The sequence below is a fragment of the Microcoleus sp. B3-A4 genome (assembly GCF_036705385.1).
Lineage (GTDB): Bacteria > Cyanobacteriota > Cyanobacteriia > Cyanobacteriales > Microcoleaceae > Microcoleus.
This window is the reverse complement of the sequence record NZ_JAUBUI010000036.1, coordinates 43,340-58,189: the sequence shown is the minus strand read 5'-3', so window position 1 is coordinate 58,189 and position 14,850 is coordinate 43,340. Positions and strand designations below refer to the sequence as shown.

General features: G+C 46.6%; 16 protein-coding genes. 7 read left to right on the top strand and 9 right to left on the bottom strand.

The genetic code is table 11. The annotated features are described in order from the left end of the window. The coding region (locus QUB33_RS16115) for a transposase (RefSeq protein WP_333351582.1) at positions 1-583 on the top strand (583 nt) is incomplete at its 5' end. Positions 584-603: 20 nt separating this feature from the next. Here QUB33_RS16115 and QUB33_RS16110 read toward each other — a convergent pair. The 4 genes from QUB33_RS16110 to QUB33_RS16095 all read right to left on the bottom strand — a co-directional run bounded on the left by QUB33_RS16110 (position 604) and on the right by QUB33_RS16095 (position 4,160). After that, entirely contained in the window at positions 604-846 is a 243-nt protein-coding gene (locus QUB33_RS16110; protein ID WP_333351581.1) for a hypothetical protein, read from the bottom strand. A 124-nt stretch (positions 847-970) separates the two neighbouring features. Continuing rightward, positions 971-2,362, bottom strand: coding sequence for an asparagine--tRNA ligase (asnS, locus tag QUB33_RS16105; protein ID WP_333351580.1), 1,392 nt, complete (start codon positions 2,360-2,362; stop codon positions 971-973). A 46-nt stretch (positions 2,363-2,408) separates the two neighbouring features. Continuing rightward, positions 2,409-3,443: an RRXRR domain-containing protein gene (locus QUB33_RS16100; RefSeq protein WP_333351579.1), complete on the bottom strand. Its 1,035-nt coding sequence runs from the start codon at positions 3,441-3,443 to the stop codon at positions 2,409-2,411. A gap of 351 nt (positions 3,444-3,794) precedes the next feature. Beyond that, positions 3,795-4,160, bottom strand: coding sequence for a DUF2203 domain-containing protein (locus QUB33_RS16095; protein ID WP_333314790.1), 366 nt, complete (start codon positions 4,158-4,160; stop codon positions 3,795-3,797). Between the two features lie 118 nt (positions 4,161-4,278). Between QUB33_RS16095 and QUB33_RS16090 the strand changes: the two genes are divergently transcribed. Further along, positions 4,279-4,554 (top strand): DUF6439 family protein, encoded by a 276-nt coding sequence (locus tag QUB33_RS16090; RefSeq protein WP_006631172.1) that lies wholly within the window; start codon positions 4,279-4,281, stop codon positions 4,552-4,554. Between the two features lie 264 nt (positions 4,555-4,818). Here QUB33_RS16090 and QUB33_RS16085 read toward each other — a convergent pair whose 3' ends face one another. After that, on the bottom strand, positions 4,819-5,295 hold the full coding sequence (locus QUB33_RS16085) for an anti-sigma regulatory factor (RefSeq protein WP_333351578.1): 477 nt from the start codon (positions 5,293-5,295) through the stop codon (positions 4,819-4,821). A gap of 417 nt (positions 5,296-5,712) precedes the next feature. Next, positions 5,713-5,889, bottom strand: coding sequence for a hypothetical protein (locus tag QUB33_RS16080; protein ID WP_333351577.1), 177 nt, complete (start codon positions 5,887-5,889; stop codon positions 5,713-5,715). A gap of 103 nt (positions 5,890-5,992) precedes the next feature. On the opposite strand from QUB33_RS16080, the gene QUB33_RS16075 reads away from it, so the two are divergent. Beyond that, positions 5,993-6,886, top strand: coding sequence for an alpha/beta fold hydrolase (locus tag QUB33_RS16075; RefSeq protein WP_333185461.1), 894 nt, complete (start codon positions 5,993-5,995; stop codon positions 6,884-6,886). A gap of 143 nt (positions 6,887-7,029) precedes the next feature. After that, the gene (locus QUB33_RS16070; protein ID WP_333351576.1) at positions 7,030-8,016 is read left to right on the top strand and encodes an aldo/keto reductase; all 987 of its coding nucleotides are present in this window, start codon (positions 7,030-7,032) and stop codon (positions 8,014-8,016) included. 435 nt (positions 8,017-8,451) lie between these two features. On the opposite strand, the gene QUB33_RS16065 is transcribed toward QUB33_RS16070, so the two are convergent. Both QUB33_RS16065 and QUB33_RS16060 read right to left on the bottom strand, forming a co-directional pair. Beyond that, entirely contained in the window at positions 8,452-8,592 is a 141-nt protein-coding gene (locus QUB33_RS16065; protein WP_190660773.1) for a hypothetical protein, read from the bottom strand. Between the two features lie 108 nt (positions 8,593-8,700). After that, the gene (locus QUB33_RS16060; protein WP_333351575.1) at positions 8,701-10,392 is read right to left on the bottom strand and encodes a transglutaminase domain-containing protein; all 1,692 of its coding nucleotides are present in this window, start codon (positions 10,390-10,392) and stop codon (positions 8,701-8,703) included. Positions 10,393-10,815: 423 nt separating this feature from the next. On the opposite strand from QUB33_RS16060, the gene QUB33_RS16055 reads away from it, so the two are divergent. The 3 genes from QUB33_RS16055 to QUB33_RS16045 all read left to right on the top strand — a co-directional run bounded on the left by QUB33_RS16055 (position 10,816) and on the right by QUB33_RS16045 (position 14,227). Then, entirely contained in the window at positions 10,816-11,685 is an 870-nt protein-coding gene (locus tag QUB33_RS16055; protein WP_333351574.1) for a DUF928 domain-containing protein, read from the top strand. Between the two features lie 154 nt (positions 11,686-11,839). Then, positions 11,840-12,028 carry a hypothetical protein gene (locus tag QUB33_RS16050; RefSeq protein WP_333351573.1) on the top strand — a complete coding sequence of 63 codons (189 nt, stop codon included), beginning with the start codon at positions 11,840-11,842 and terminating at the stop codon, positions 12,026-12,028. 78 nt (positions 12,029-12,106) lie between these two features. Further along, complete coding sequence (locus QUB33_RS16045) at positions 12,107-14,227, top strand: ShlB/FhaC/HecB family hemolysin secretion/activation protein (protein ID WP_333351572.1); 2,121 nt, start codon at positions 12,107-12,109, stop codon at positions 14,225-14,227. 169 nt (positions 14,228-14,396) lie between these two features. Here QUB33_RS16045 and QUB33_RS16040 read toward each other — a convergent pair whose 3' ends face one another. Beyond that, complete coding sequence (locus tag QUB33_RS16040) at positions 14,397-14,795, bottom strand: alr0857 family protein (protein WP_333351571.1); 399 nt, start codon at positions 14,793-14,795, stop codon at positions 14,397-14,399. Positions 14,796-14,850: the final 55 nt, after the last annotated feature.

The following is a 14,850-nucleotide window of genomic DNA, read 5'->3' as shown; positions in this document are numbered from 1 at the left end:
AATCCTTATGGAACAACCAATTGAGGTTCGTGAACAAGTTGAGGAAGTGAGTGTTGATATGTGGGGAGGATTCCCTAAAGTTATCAAAAAAGTATTCCCAAACGCCAAAGTTATTATTGATCGTTTTCATGTAATGAAAGTAGTTAATAAAGACTTAAATAAGTTACGTAGAGCAGCCGGAATAACAGATAGGCAAAGTAAATATTTATTATTAAGTAATCGAGTAAATTTGAATCATCTTCAGATTGATAAATTAGAATTGACACTAGGTAAATCCGAATGTTTGCGAATTGCGTATGAGATGAAAGAAAAATTTAGAGAAATATATGAGACTAATTTGACGGTCAAAAAAGGGCAAAACACAATCAAAAAATGGCTAAATCATGCACAAGTATTTTTTAGAGAATCTGCATCAACAATTGAGAATCATTTTGAGGGTATTTGCAACTACTTTCTTCATCGCACCACAAGTGGAGTCATGGAAGGAATCAACAATCGAATTAAGTTGATAATGCGGCAAGGGTATGGTTTTTCTAATTTTAATAATTTTAGGAATCGCGTATTAGCTTGCTGGTCTGATTAGATAAACTTATAACCATAAGTTCAGGAGAGCCCCGGTGCTTTGACTACAATCTGCTTATTTACTGTCGCTACCAGTCCAAAATTGGAACCAATAAGGGCGATCGATTGAATGCGTCCAGCGGCTCCCAGAGCATCGGTAAGAGCGGCAGCAAGGGGCGGTTGTTGAATATTTTCTACAGGATCGTCCGGTAATACAAAATCGGCTGGTAAGGCTTCCCAGGTGACAGTTGGTGCTTTGGAACTCGATCGGATTTGAAGTACCATTAGCTCATACCATTTTATATTTTATATTTTATGTTTTATATGGGAAAAGAAGGTGTTTGTAGTGATGATTAAAGTCCTCCTAAAACTCGCTCTGACTTTAGTCCTCACTACAAACAATCCTCAACTAAAAATCAATGCTCAAAGGCGCTCTCGGAAATGGAATCACATCCCGAATATTCCCCATTCCCGTCATAAACTGCACCAACCGTTCAAATCCCAAACCAAACCCAGCGTGAGGCACAGTACCGTAGCGGCGCAAATCCAAATACCACCACAATTCCTCCTTATTCATACCCTGCGCTTCCATGCGCCGCTCCAACACATCCAGCCTTTCTTCCCGCTGCGAACCGCCGATTATTTCCCCAATATTAGGAGCCAAAACATCCATTGCTCGCACCGTTTTCTCGTCCTCATTTAAACGCATATAAAATGCTTTAATCCCGACGGGATAATCGCTGACAATCGTCGGTTTTTTAAACAAGTCCTCAGCCAAATAACGCTCGTGTTCCGACTGCAAATCTAAACCCCAACTTACCGGAAAATCAAATTTTTTGTCGGCTTTTTCCAAAAGTGCGATCGCCTCCGTATAAGTAATCCGCTCGAACTGATTGTTAATGATATTTTCGGCAGTAGCCAAAACCGTTTTGTCAATGCGCTCGTTGAAAAACTCCATATCTTCCGGACACTGCTCCAAAACGTATTTAAAAATGTACTTTAAAAACGCCTCAGCCAGATCCATATTTCCCTGCAGATCGCAGAAAGCCATTTCCGGTTCAATCATCCAAAACTCAGCCAAATGTCGCGAAGTATTAGAATTTTCCGCTCGGAAAGTCGGCCCAAAAGTGTAAACATTTCCGAAAGCTAGCGCCATAACTTCCGCTTCCAACTGGCCGCTAACTGTTAAATAGGCGCGCTTTCCAAAAAAGTCTTTAGCATAATCAACCTCTTGCGAATCAGTGCGCGGCACATTCTTTAAATCAAAGTTGGTAACGGCAAACATTTCCCCCGCACCTTCGCAGTCGCTAGCAGCAATAATCGGAGTGTGAACCCACAAAAAACCGCGTTCTTGAAAAAATTGGTGTACCGCCGCCGAACAAGCATTGCGGACTCTAAAGACCGCACCGTGGGTGTTTGTGCGCGGCCGCAAATGCGCGATTGTCCGTAAAAATTCAAAGGAGTGGCGCTTTTTTTGCAGCGGATAAGTTTGCGGGTCTGCATCACCGTAAACTTGCACTTGTGAGGCTTTCAACTCAATTCGCTGTCCTTTTGCTGGAGATGCTACCAGCACTCCCGACACTTCTAGAGATGCACCTGTATTCAGTTGTTTCAGTACATTTTCAAAGTCAGGCAAATCGGAATTTATGACTACTTGTAAGTTAGCCATCGCCGAACCGTCGTTGACTTCGACAAAGGCAAATTCTTTCAATTCGCGCTTAGTGCGAACCCAGCCTTGAACAGTTACAGTTTCGTCGGGTTCACCTGCGCGCAAAATTGCTGCTATTCGTTGATTTGTCATTAGAAAAATGGGTGTGAAACCCCGTCCTTCTAGGACGGCTTTACAATTAATTTGCAATGCGCCACGAGTTGTAAGACAAAAACTTACAATCTGCAGACAACGCATTTTGACACAACCGTTTGCCAGTACCTAAGCTGTGCAAACTAATTGTTTTCCGAGTTGGGTCTTTCTTCGTAGGCGACTCTTGCCAGCCACCTACGCAGCAAAACCCATACTTTCGGTGTTTGACGATTGAACCGCGTTTGAATCCCGCACTCAAAGTGCCGCCATACCTCGAACGGATGTGACCCGGAGCGTGTTGCAATCGGTGTAACTGGCGTCGATGAAACTCAAGAGGAATTACTTCTATCAATGCAGTGTTATCGGGTTTAAAATGCCCCCCAACGCACCAGTTAGCTAGCACCCAAGAATCAACGCAGTGTGCCTCAAATTTGTTTGATAGCTTCTGCTTTGACTTGAGGAGTTCACTCAATTGACGTAATTCATAAGTATCATTGCCCGTCTTAGTTTCAACACGAGCGATTTTCTCAACCTCTGCATAGAACCATTGCTTGCCTACTCCTAGCGGACTAAACGATACATTCCACTTGCGTGCGTTTTTCCAGGTTCGGGCTTTGATATCTTCTACAACGAAAGTTGATATTGGCAACATCAAAGTCAGCCATTTAGCTATCCTTAATTTCCACTGCCACCTCGCCTTAGTTGATGGAGGCAGTCGATATTTGTTGACCAGTCGGTTGGCTCGGTTTTTGCGGCATGGCGTGTTGCGAAAACGCCTGGCGCGCCGCATATTTCGCCTTATCTCAACATGGTCTTTCACCCAATCAACAGCATGGGTTTGAATGTTGAGATAAGTATGCGCTTTGGATTTAACCGTAAACGCTTCTCGCTTCGATCCGGGATCGATACCAACTGCAATTGGTTGGCGGTGCGTGTTGGATGGTTCTATGTTGAGTCGAACGCAAAACACTCCTTTTTTCCAAAATGGTGTCGCCTTGCCCGACTTAATCCAACGCTTTGCCCTGCTTGGAGTTGTGGGCATTAAGGGTCTGTTTTCGCTATCTAAGACTGGAACAAACATTTACGGTAAGTCCTATTTCTAGGTTTGTATTTCCCTTCGCCACTGGCACATCCGAGCGGTTAAAAACTAGGGAGGTATTCTTAACGTCAGTTGGGATACCACTCCCAGATGGCTCAGTTTGTCTTGAAGACGCAGGCTAGACACTGTTTTAGTCTTGAATTAAGAAGCGGGTGTTGCTCCCTCTTTCAAGCCCCATCCCTTTTAGGGTGGGGTTAGTGACATCCACTCCTGTTTATTTAATATTTTGCACCATATTTCTCTCTTTTCTCTGACTCAGCGTCCTCTGTGGAACAGGCGTCCCGCCTGTGAATTTCTGCGGTTCATTAAAAAAATCATAAATCTCAACATAGTTCAACCTGCATAGGATTTCAAAATCCAACCGATCAAAATGCCGAGTCCCCCAAAGCGAACTGCTTGCCAAAAAGGTTGTTTTATGCTTCCCCAAGAAAATAGGCTGCTTTCTAAATTCAACTCGATAGTTTCCAATTCTTGCTCAATTTCCCGCAATTCTTTTTTGAGTTGCGGCAATGGATTTCGGCGTCCCGACTGGCGGATTTCTTCGCGCCGATGGCCGAGTTCGACTTGGCGCTGTCGATCGACCTGAATTTGAGTGTACCGTTCTTTGACTGCCGCGAGCGATCGCTCCACTGCTGCGAGCGCTTGAACAAACTCGCTTTCTTGCTCTTCCGGATTTAACTCTGACGGCTGTTGAGGCATTTCGATCTGCAAACCTGACAATAATAATAAAAAAAACCGATTTCCAATTAAGTTGTTATTATATGCAGTATATTTTTTAAATTCAGAAACGGCAGCCAAATTCCTATAATTGCCACCTATGCTTGAAACTACACAAACAACCCAAACTGTCAACCTCAACGAGCTGAGCACGGTAGAACTAGCCCAAGCTCTAGCCGCGCGCCTCGCCATCCACGAAAAAGATTGGCACCGCCTCAAAGCAAACCGTTCCGCGCGGGCCTGCGAGCAAGCTGCGGCCGCTTTGGTCTTTTTGCTCAAAAAACAGCCTGAAGAAGCTCTCCCGCGCTTAAATCAAGCAGCAGGATGGCTGGATCGATCGATATCTGCTCCTCCCTGTCCCACCCACGGCAAATAATTAGATTGTTTCGTTCTTCGTAACGCTTGGCGCTTTTGAGTTTTGGCTTGAGTAGTCGCTTAAAACTTAGACAATCGCGCCGCTCGATCGAGCAGCGCGATTGTGAGTTCAAAAAATTTATACTTTTTTAACTCAAAACTCACATTTTGCATTATGATCAGCTATCAATAGCCAGAACGTTCAAATTCTCACTGCAAACTTCAGCCCGAGAACGAAAAATTTTCCCAGTTTAGCTGAGGTGAAAACTGCTGCTAAATAGCAGTTCTAGCGCAAGCGAGGCAGCCGGTAGCGACTGGAAAGTTCTTTGCACAGCCGTAACTCTGTACCTTGAGCATTCCACTCTACCCGATCGAATATTTGGTAAAGAATAAACAACCCCCTACCACATTCCTGTTCCACATGAGGTAGTCCAGAGTTATCTGCTAGGAGACTGTCGCAATCATCGGTATAAAGGTTACAACTGCAAGGGGTTTTAAAGCCAGAACCTTCATCCGATATCACCCACCAATATTGGTTTTGGACGATCGAAAAACGGACTCCAACAGTTTTACCGGGGTCTAATTTGTTTCCATGCTTAGCAGCATTTACCAAAGCTTCTTGAAGCCCCAACCGCAATTCCGCTTGCCAGCAATCTGGCACCTCTGCTAGGAGCAGATCCAAAATAGGACAAAGGTATAGAGTAGAAGCGAAGCTAATCGTAATCCAATTGCGTCCGACGGGACGGGGTGAAATAGCAATCACTCAGAAAACTCCCTAACTTTCAGGTGGATAAAGTTCACACCCTGCATAGTTGGCTCCCTAGTATTCAAAATGCTAATTAATTGAGCGGCGCAGCTCTCCTTCTATATTAGAGTATCAAAGCAATTAAGAACAGCAAAGAACGTCACAAAATATTCAGCGATTCTGAGAAACTTCTGCAGAGAACCATCAGTAATTTTACTTATAACTTCTCCCAGCCACGAAATTTTTGATTTCAGCTTTTGCCAACTCGCAACGCTTAGGTTCGCTGTATCCCCCAAGCCGTCAACACCTCTTGAACAAACGATCCCCACCTGGAAAAGCTCGGAAATAACTATAAAAAAGTCGATCCCTTAACGCTCACCAATCAGGTTCGACCCTCGCCGCCAAGCTTTGCACCCATCGCCGCAGAGCTATCTCTTACCGCCACACAGCACAATCATCATACCTAGGTATGTTGCAGCCAAAACCCGATTTATTTTCCCAAATGCGATCGGGCCAAACACCTCCCATTGCTGCGCCCCTCACAAAATCAATATTCGTTACAAAACTTATTAATCCTGAGTGCGGAAGATCGCCAGATCCCAACTCGCTCACATTCACGAATCCTTTGCTAGCGGAAGCCCAGCGCGGATGCCAAACTTTATAAATCTGAGCGTCGCGATACAATAGTTAAAGTAAATAATTATTTCTTTACATCATGCAAACAACCCCAGCCATCACCACAGCCCCCATAGCCGGCACTTACTGGCAGTGGCGGGGGCATTCAGTATACTACGTTCGATCCAGCGATCGGCATCCAGAACGCCCTCCCCTGCTGTTAATTCACGGTTTTGGAGCCTCCACAGACCACTGGCGCAAAAATATCAGCGGGCTGAGCAAAGACTTTGAAGTGTGGGCGATCGACTTGATTGGATTCGGGCGATCGGCAAAACCCGAATTACAGTACAGCGGCGACCTCTGGCGCGACCAACTCCACGACTTTATCACCAACATCATCGGCAGACCCGCCGTACTAGCCGGCAACTCCCTCGGAGGCTACGCCGCCTTGTGCGTAGCAGCCCAGCGCCCCGAATCAGCAGCCGGACTCATATTAATCAACAGCGCCGGCCCCTTCAGCGAACCGCAGCCCGCACCCGAAGCCCCGCCCTTGCAAAAAGCCATATCTGCAGTAGCTAAAACTTTATTTCAGCAAGATTGGGCAAGTTTTCTGCTGTTCCAGTACGTGCGCCAGCGATCGACAATTCGGAAAACCCTAGAAAAAGTTTATCTCGACCAAAGCGCCGTCACAGACCAATTAGTAGAAGAAATATACCTTCCCTCCTGCGACCCCGGTGCCCCCAAAGTATTCGCCTCCGTATTCCGAACACCCCAAGGCGAAAAAATTGACGTATTACTTAGTCAATTAACCTGCCCGTTGCTAATGCTGTGGGGAGAAGGCGATCCGTGGATGAACTCCACAGAAAGAAGCGCCAAATTTCGCAAACACTATCCGCAGTTAACAGAACACTTTATCAAAGCTGGTCACTGTCCCCACGACGAAGTACCAGAACAGATAAACGAACTGATTCGCGCATGGATAATTGACCAATAGTCGATCGGCACATAGATCATTTTCCCCCAGCCATCTCCTCCCTCGGAGAGGGGGAAAATTATCCGATTTGCAGTAAAAATTTATGTATTGTGCCAACACAAACGCGGTTAATTTCTCTCACATATTCTGAGGAGACGGAAACAATGACCCGCAAAAAGACTCGCCGCAATTTTATATTGAGCAGTATAGCTGTTGCCAGCAGCATTGCAGGTGCTAAGGCGATCGAACAGCAGGATCGGGAAATCGCAGCCGCACCCAATAACAAGGCGGCCGCCACAGTAAAAATGCCAGAACGAGTGTTAGGCAACACCGGGGTGAAAGTGCCGATTTTCGGTTTGGGGGGGGCAGGACAAACACCGCTGTCGCAGCCGGGAAGAGAAGCAGAAGCGGCGGTGCAAATTGAACGCGCGATCGAACTAGGCATTCGCTATTTTGACACGGCGGCCGAGTACGGGCCCAGCGAAGAAAACTTAGGCAAAATTTTGCCACCATATCGATCGCGCCTATTCCTAGCTACAAAAACCTCCGCCAGAGACAGAGATGGCGCGTGGAGAGACTTAGAGCGATCGCTCAAAAGATTGAAAACCGATCGGATCGACTTGTGGCAACTCCACCACGTCTCATTCCAAGCCGAATTAGACCAAATTTTCAGTGCCAAAGGAGCAATAAAGGCGATCGAAGAAGCCAAACAGCAAAAAATAATTCGTTTTTCCGGCATCACCGGACACCACGAACCTGCTATCATTGTGGCAGGCTTGGAGCGCTATCCTTTCGACACAACATTAATCTCTCTCAACGCCGCCGAAAAACATCACCCGCGCTCCTTTGTTACCAGCGCTTTACCAGTAGCCAAAGCAAAAAACATCGGCGTCATAGCCATGAAAATACCAGCTTACGGCAAATTATTTCAGAACGGTGTTTTAGATGGAATGCACCAAGCAATGGGCTACACGCTTTCACTTCCCGGCGTGCACTGCTGCGTCATCGCCGCCGACTCAGTAAAGCAATTAGAAGAAAACTTCAAAGTCGCCCAAGCATTCAAACCGCTGAACGAAACAGAAATGGCAGCACTTGAAAAACGCACCGCCGCCGCTTGGCAAGAAAATACATTTTTCAGACAGTGGACTTAAAATACCAACTCCAAAATCCCTTTTTTCCTGTGTGTTCGTTGTGGTGTATTTGTTGTGGCGCGGGCGTCCTGCCGGTGAATTATCTTATGTGCGATCCTCTTCGAGGGCTTCGCTAACGAACGGCTGCAATCAAATTGTTTGGTAGTGAGAACTTGACTCCTCATAAAACTACTAGAACTCAAGTCCTCACTACAAACCTATAATATTTATGTTAGCGAACTTGCTTTTACCTGCCGTGAAAATATAGCAACCGCCAAGCCGATTAGAAGATTTTAAATTGCTCAAGCCATTGTGATTGTTGCTTCTTCCGTCTTCTGTATTCCGTCTTCCGTCTTCCTTCTTGCTTCTGCTATATTTAAAATCACAAAACAACGCGACCTGGTTGGATCGCGTTGTTCTTTATCATAAAAAATGCACTTTGTCAACAGCAAAAAGCTACTTTTTTTTCCGTTTAGCCTTATCTAACCGCCTGCGATCGCGCCACTCAACAGAAGTCAAATAAGCGACCCCGCCAGTCACCGTCACCAGCAGTACAAAGGCCACTAAAACTAGAATATTAGCAATCGAAAATTCCACAACCTCTCTTCCTCTGATTTTACATTTTCTACTTTCGATTTTAGATGAAAAATGTTAACAATTAACAGTTGAATGTTGACGGCTAACTGTTAATTGTTAACACTCGATTCAAACTGCTGGCAAATCTTCCAAAATTGTAAACCTCACATGATTAATTGCCAGAGTTCCCACGGAAACATCCTCCTTGTTCAAAGGAAGACCGCCGCTCGTGAGACGTTGGAACCGAATTCCCTTGCCAATTTCTACGTGATACCAAGCCAAGCCCATAAAAAATCGCAAAGGATAAGGGCCTCTGTCTTGAATATCATCAGGATTAGATTCCATCGGCACCCAGCCAAAACCCGGAATGTAAAATTCCAGCCAAACGTGATTGAAATCCGGCTCCAGAGACACACCTTTTCTGTCAGCAAAAGCCGGACACTTGTAGCGCCCGATCGTGCGGCAAGCAATCCCGTTTAACCTAGCCAAAGCCAACAACAAGCCCACGTACTCGCCACAAGAACCGATGCCGCGGCGCAGCACAATATCGGGAGTGTCAATGTGAGGCCTAATCCCGTAAGAAAGTTGATCGTAAACAAAATTACGAATGCTCAGCAATTGCCGGAGAATATTAGTTTCTGAGCCAATGGCAGCCACAGCAGCCGATCGCACAATCTCCGTATCCATCGCCAAATTGTCATTATCAACCAAATACTTAGCTGCAAACTCCGGCGACAGCTTCGGAGCCTTTTCGACATCCCGAGGCGACAACTGATACTTAATCGATCGAACTTCTAACAAAGCCTTCCAGCCAAAAATTCGGCGTTCCCCGGGGTGCAGCCGATCGAACTTAAACACCGCCACCCGTTCCCCTTCCTGAATTTCCTCAGTAAAAGGCATTCCGATAGGCGTAACACTCCTTACCTTTTGCCGGTGAGTTTCCGAAGGCAAAGCAATCCGCCACTCCAAATTTTCGATTTCTACCTCATCGAGAGGAGACAGTTCCTCCACATAAGACATTTCCATCAAAAAACCGTTTGACAGAGCGTAGCGGTCAGCTTCATTGTAGTAAAAAGACAAAGGCTGAATAAAAGTGCGATCGCGCTTCGTCAACTGAAAAGGATCTTCCGAATTCGGGTCGTCCCGGATGTAAAGTTCATCCCCGGCATAAGCCACGTACAGAACCTCCTCTCCAGTCTCGGAATCTTTATGAAAAGCCAAACCAGAAGGCAACTCAAAGGGAGTCAAAACACTAAATTTAATCTCCCCAGTTCCCCGTTCCAAACAGTAAACAGTTTGCTCCGTCTTGTCGCAAACCCAAAGTTCCTCATCCCGGACAGTGATATTTTCTACCCCAATACCGGGAGCGTAAAACCGAGTAATTTCCCGACCCGTTTTCAGGTCAAAAACCAGAATAGAACCCAATCTCTGGCAAGTGACATAAAGCGTAGATTTCCAAACAGCAATCCCGTCAGCAGGATAAGAAAGCGAAACAAAATGTTCCGGCTTGAGTTCAGCGATCGCCCCGTCCTGAATTGCGCCCCGACAGCAACAAATATCCTCATCCCGCGCAAACCAGAGAGTATCTTCCGAAATAGCCAGCCCCGTTGCGCCCGCAAACTTATCCGTTTGATAAGGATTCAAAACAGTAGTGTTGTCACTTTCTCTATCGATCTCCAATAGCAGCCCTTCGGCGCGATCGACAGCGAACAACCTATTTCCTAAAAAAGCAATGCCGTGCAGTGCCAAGACTCCGATGGGTCTTACCATCCGCAGCCCAGGTGGCTGTTTGTCCGAGAGAACAGGTGAATCGAGATTCATGCTAAATTTCTTGCCGGTATTGTACAGAAAACCTGATATGTAACTTGTAGCCGATCGCTTGAGGTTCCCCAGCAAAATTGCCGAGTTTCCTGATATTCAGGATTGACGCATCAACCGGGTGTTTTTACGAAAAGACCCGTTGTAGCCTCTTGCTAGAGTTAAAAGAACCCGAATATTAGTCTTTGTCAAAGTTGGGTTTAACAAGCTCAACCCAACCTGCTGTCGTGAATGAAAGTAAGTATAACTACTAAGCTACCACTGACAAACGCAACACAGAATTATATGTTGATCAGAGCGACCCAAATAATCGTATCTGCCTGAAGATATAAATTTAAGTACAACGGATTACTATATCCGTCAAAACCTTGGATAGAATAAAACCGTGCGATAAAGTTCCTAGGTTCATCAAAAGGCAGGTTCGTCATGGCTTTGAAGTCTGCTCTAAATATCGGTGCTCTTTCCTTAATTCTGTCTTTAGAGGCAGTTGCCGCCGGTAGTTTTTTAATACCAGCAGAGGCTCTCAACAGCCGCGCAAACATTGTCCAGCGCCCGTCACGGCCGCAGCTACCCCTCAACTGGCAAACAGTTCAACCCCCTGAATCCAGCGGAAGCAGACCAAACATTCAGCCAACGGGTTCCACGTGGAATAGCTTTCAACCGCCGGAGGACGGAGTACCGGGAAGGCGTGAAGGGGGAGGAACCCGCGGCTTAGAATGCCCCACGGCCACAACTGCCTTAACTGCATTGATTCCCCAATCAACTATGGGGCAAACCATATCAGCAAAGCCAACATTTTTCTACTACCTTCCCGTACCCCTCGACAAAACAGTTCAGTTTGAGTTAGCAGACCAAAGAGACAAAACAGTATACAAAAAAAGTTTTCGCATGGTAACTAGCCGTGCAGGTATCGTTAGCGTCAGCCTCGGCTCCGACGACAACTCGCCAGCCCTGGAAGTTGGCAAAAACTATCAATGGTACTTTACTATCAAATGCAACCCAAAAAATACAACAGATGATGTTCTCGTTTCCGGGTGGATCAACCGCACCGCACTCGCCCCAACCGTGAAAACAGAGTTGGAACGATCGCCCGACGATCGCACCAAGCTCAGCATCTTCGCCCAACAGCGTCTCTGGTACGAGTACCTGGCAACTCTAGCTCAATTGCGTATCGAGTCTCCCAGCGATCCCAGTTTAGCGATCAAGTGGTCAGCACTGTTGAACTCAGTCGAACTCGGCAAAATAGCCCAAGAACCCTTAGTCGCAAGTGAGTTAACGCCTATCACAAGAAAATAATTCAGCACCTGTTTCTAAAAAGAATGCAACGGTAGGCAAGCCCCAAACGGTGATAGCCATCAGTCAGTCGATTTTAGATTTTAGATTTTAGATTTACTTGCTGCATTGAATATGGGAGCAGGAACAGGAGTCTAAAATTTTAGGATCTACACTGATGAGCGTTCGGGATACGGTACCCGTTTTTGGGCGAGTCATTGCCAAATCTCAAATCTCAAATGGTATGACTGGTGCAGCAAGTACGAAAAACTCGGTTTCGATGGCGGTATTTGGCAGCGCCACAGATGATTTTTGGCTGTTGCGGGTTGTTTGGTCGATCGTCCTAAATAAATTAAAATTTGTGTAGCGATCGGCTGTTCGGACTTCTGCCATCTTGAAAGGCGGACTGTGGAGATTTTGATGGTCAAATTTCGCCTAATACTAAATGATAAACTGGCATAGTCAAGCAGCCGACAAACTTATTTTAGAGAAATTATTAATTATGCGCCCCAATGCAAATATTGCACTATTTCGGTTGGGAATTTCACTTCTAACTGGGTTCCCGATGGCTTGCTTTTATGCCAATAAAGCTATATCCCAAACAAAGGATATTTCTCAGTTGCCCATCGCCGCTGACAACTCAGCAGATAGGGGCAATCAAGTATTAGCACTGCAAAAACTGGAAATCAAGCAGGATGAAACAGCAACCAACTTAAATCAGTTTCCCGATTCGATCGACACCAACCCTGAACCAGAAACACAATCGAACCCCGCCGAGAACAGCCCAGAGGCCTGTTCCACAATCGATGGAACTGCTTGTGGTGCGGGCATCTTGCCCGAACAAACAAATCTGGTTGACAACGATCCCCAATGTCAGAACCAGCTAGATTGCAATCATGTTTTAGCCCAGAACCTACCCCCGCGGGATCTAAACCTGCCATCGCCGCCGACGGAGCCCGATCCAAATCGCGATCGATTTCTGCAACCGGCCCCGCAGCCTTCCCCAGAACCTCCCCAAGTACCACCCACAGTAGCGCCGCCGTCCCCGTCGCCAGTTCCCCCACCGCTGCCGAATACACCAATTGAGGTGCAGAAAATTCAAGTAGTTGGCAGCACAATTTTAAGCCAAGACGAAATTAATGCCTTAGTCAACCCGTTAGAAGGCCGTTCTACCACCCTAGAACAGCTCAAACAAATCGCCGACAAAATTACCGAAATTTATCTCAATCGTGGCTACATCACTTCGAGAGCAGTCTTGCCGCCCCAAACTATCACCGCAGGGGTAGTCCAAATTCAAGTGATTGAAGGCAAGCTAGCCCGAATTGAGGTAGAAGGAACTAAAAGATTGAATCCAAGTTACATCCGCAGCCGGATTCGACTCGGTGCCGGAATGCCTTTAAGCACAGCTTCATTAGAAGACCAACTCCGGCTGCTGCGAGTCGATCCTTTATTTGACAATGTAGAAGCCAGTCTCCGGGCTGGGGATAATGAAGGCGAGAGCATTCTGATCGTCCGAGTCTCGGAAGCTAATCCCTTTCAACCTAGTTTCAGCATTGACAATTACTCTCCTCCCAGTGTCGGTTCCGAAAGATTGGGAGTTAGTTTGCGGCACCGCAATATAACAGGAAATGGCGACGAACTGGCAGGGGCGTATTATAGATCGCTCGGCGATTCAGACGTGTTTGATTTCAGCTATCGCGTGCCGCTAAATGCGATGAACGGCACTTTGCAATTGAGGGCGGCACCGAATCGCAACAGTATCGTACAACCACCTTTTAACCGTGCTGACATTTCGGGAAAATCGCATTTATTTGAAGTTAGTTACCGCCAGCCGCTGCGGAGAACGCCGATCGAAGAATTTGCCTTGTCTGCCGGTTTTACTTATCAAACAGGTAGAACTTTTCTCGCCGGCGAACCTGTTCCTTTTGGCATCGGCCCGGACTCCAATGGTGTCACCACTACGAGCGCAATTAAGCTGGGACAGGACTACATTCGGCGCGACCCGCAGGGTGCTTGGGCCGTGCGATCGCAATTTACGATCGGCACTAGCTTGTTTGATGCTACTCAAAACGAAGGTTCAGATCCAGACGGACAATTTTTTAGTTGGCTGGGTCAAGTGCAGCGAGTACAGCGATTGAATGACAAACATTTATTAATTTTGCAGGCAGACTTGCAATTGTCAGCTAATAGTTTGTTGCCTTCGCAGCAATTTGTAATTGGCGGCGGGCAATCTTTGCGCGGCTACCGCCAAAATGTCCGTTCCGGCGATAACGGCTTCAGAGTTTCGCTCGAAGATCGGATTACTTTGCAGCGCGATGCTTCGGGAAATCCCAAACTTCAATTAGCTCCATTTTTGGATGCGGGTACGGTGTGGAACGCTGCGAACAATCCTAATAAATTAACCAATCAGACATTTTTAGCCGGTGTGGGTTTGGGGGTAATCTGGGAACCGATACAGCGGGTGAACCTGCGAATAGATTACGCTCTTCCTTTGGTGATAATTAGCGATAAAGGCGATAATCTGCAAGATAAGGGCATTTACTTCAACATAATTTATACGCCCTAAAATGAGCGCTCAGCACATCTGGTAGGCATATAAATTGTCTGTTATGGCAGAGGGGAGATGGGAAGAGTGGGCGAGTGAGAAAGAGGGAGAAAGTGGGGGAGTGGCAGAGGAAGAAAATATTTCCTTCTTGCTTCTTCCCTCTTCCCTCTTCCTTGTTCAACATCAAATATTAATCGCCGACTTCCCCAACAACCTCCGCAGCAGCCTGAGTTTCGAGCCAGAGTTTCAGCAGCAAGAACTCCACCCGATCGCCCAACACAGTCGCAAACACGCCGTCAGCCCCCTCAGACGCGCCAGAAATCCACGTACCGCGCAGAGTCACTTCTACAAAGTCAGCATCAGCAACACAAAGGGCGATCGCATCGTTGTCGTTTCGGCGGGCCTCAGATTCCAACAGAGACAGCGCCTCCAAATTCGCGGGCAGCAAAAATGCCGCAGTGCTCGGTTCGACGCTGATGCTTTGACCAACTCGCATAGCCAGCACAACTCGCAGCGCCACTAACTGTTCGGGAGATTGAGCCAAACGCTCCAGGTTAAAGCCCGTTTCAGTGTAAGTCAACTTCAGCATATTGACAGCCTTAAATTTGGAATTGAAAGTTTAAAAGTGAAAATCGGGAATTAGG

Excerpts from the sequence above, each read along its gene's own strand:
- QUB33_RS16110 (WP_333351581.1), bottom strand. The coding sequence starts at position 846 with ATGGTACTTCAAATCCGATCGAGTTCCAAAGCACCAACTGTCACCTGG.
- asnS (WP_333351580.1), bottom strand. The coding sequence starts at position 2,362 with ATGACAAATCAACGAATAGCAGCAATTTTGCGCGCAGGTGAACCCGAC.
- QUB33_RS16100 (WP_333351579.1), bottom strand. The coding sequence starts at position 3,443 with ATGTTTGTTCCAGTCTTAGATAGCGAAAACAGACCCTTAATGCCCACA.
- QUB33_RS16095 (WP_333314790.1), bottom strand. The coding sequence starts at position 4,160 with ATGCCTCAACAGCCGTCAGAGTTAAATCCGGAAGAGCAAGAAAGCGAG.
- QUB33_RS16090 (WP_006631172.1), top strand. The coding sequence starts at position 4,279 with ATGCTTGAAACTACACAAACAACCCAAACTGTCAACCTCAACGAGCTG.
- QUB33_RS16075 (WP_333185461.1), top strand. The coding sequence starts at position 5,993 with ATGCAAACAACCCCAGCCATCACCACAGCCCCCATAGCCGGCACTTAC.
- QUB33_RS16070 (WP_333351576.1), top strand. The coding sequence starts at position 7,030 with ATGACCCGCAAAAAGACTCGCCGCAATTTTATATTGAGCAGTATAGCT.
- QUB33_RS16060 (WP_333351575.1), bottom strand. The coding sequence starts at position 10,392 with ATGAATCTCGATTCACCTGTTCTCTCGGACAAACAGCCACCTGGGCTG.
- QUB33_RS16055 (WP_333351574.1), top strand. The coding sequence starts at position 10,816 with ATGGCTTTGAAGTCTGCTCTAAATATCGGTGCTCTTTCCTTAATTCTG.
- QUB33_RS16050 (WP_333351573.1), top strand. The coding sequence starts at position 11,840 with ATGAGCGTTCGGGATACGGTACCCGTTTTTGGGCGAGTCATTGCCAAA.
- QUB33_RS16045 (WP_333351572.1), top strand. The coding sequence starts at position 12,107 with ATGATAAACTGGCATAGTCAAGCAGCCGACAAACTTATTTTAGAGAAA.
- QUB33_RS16040 (WP_333351571.1), bottom strand. The coding sequence starts at position 14,795 with ATGCTGAAGTTGACTTACACTGAAACGGGCTTTAACCTGGAGCGTTTG.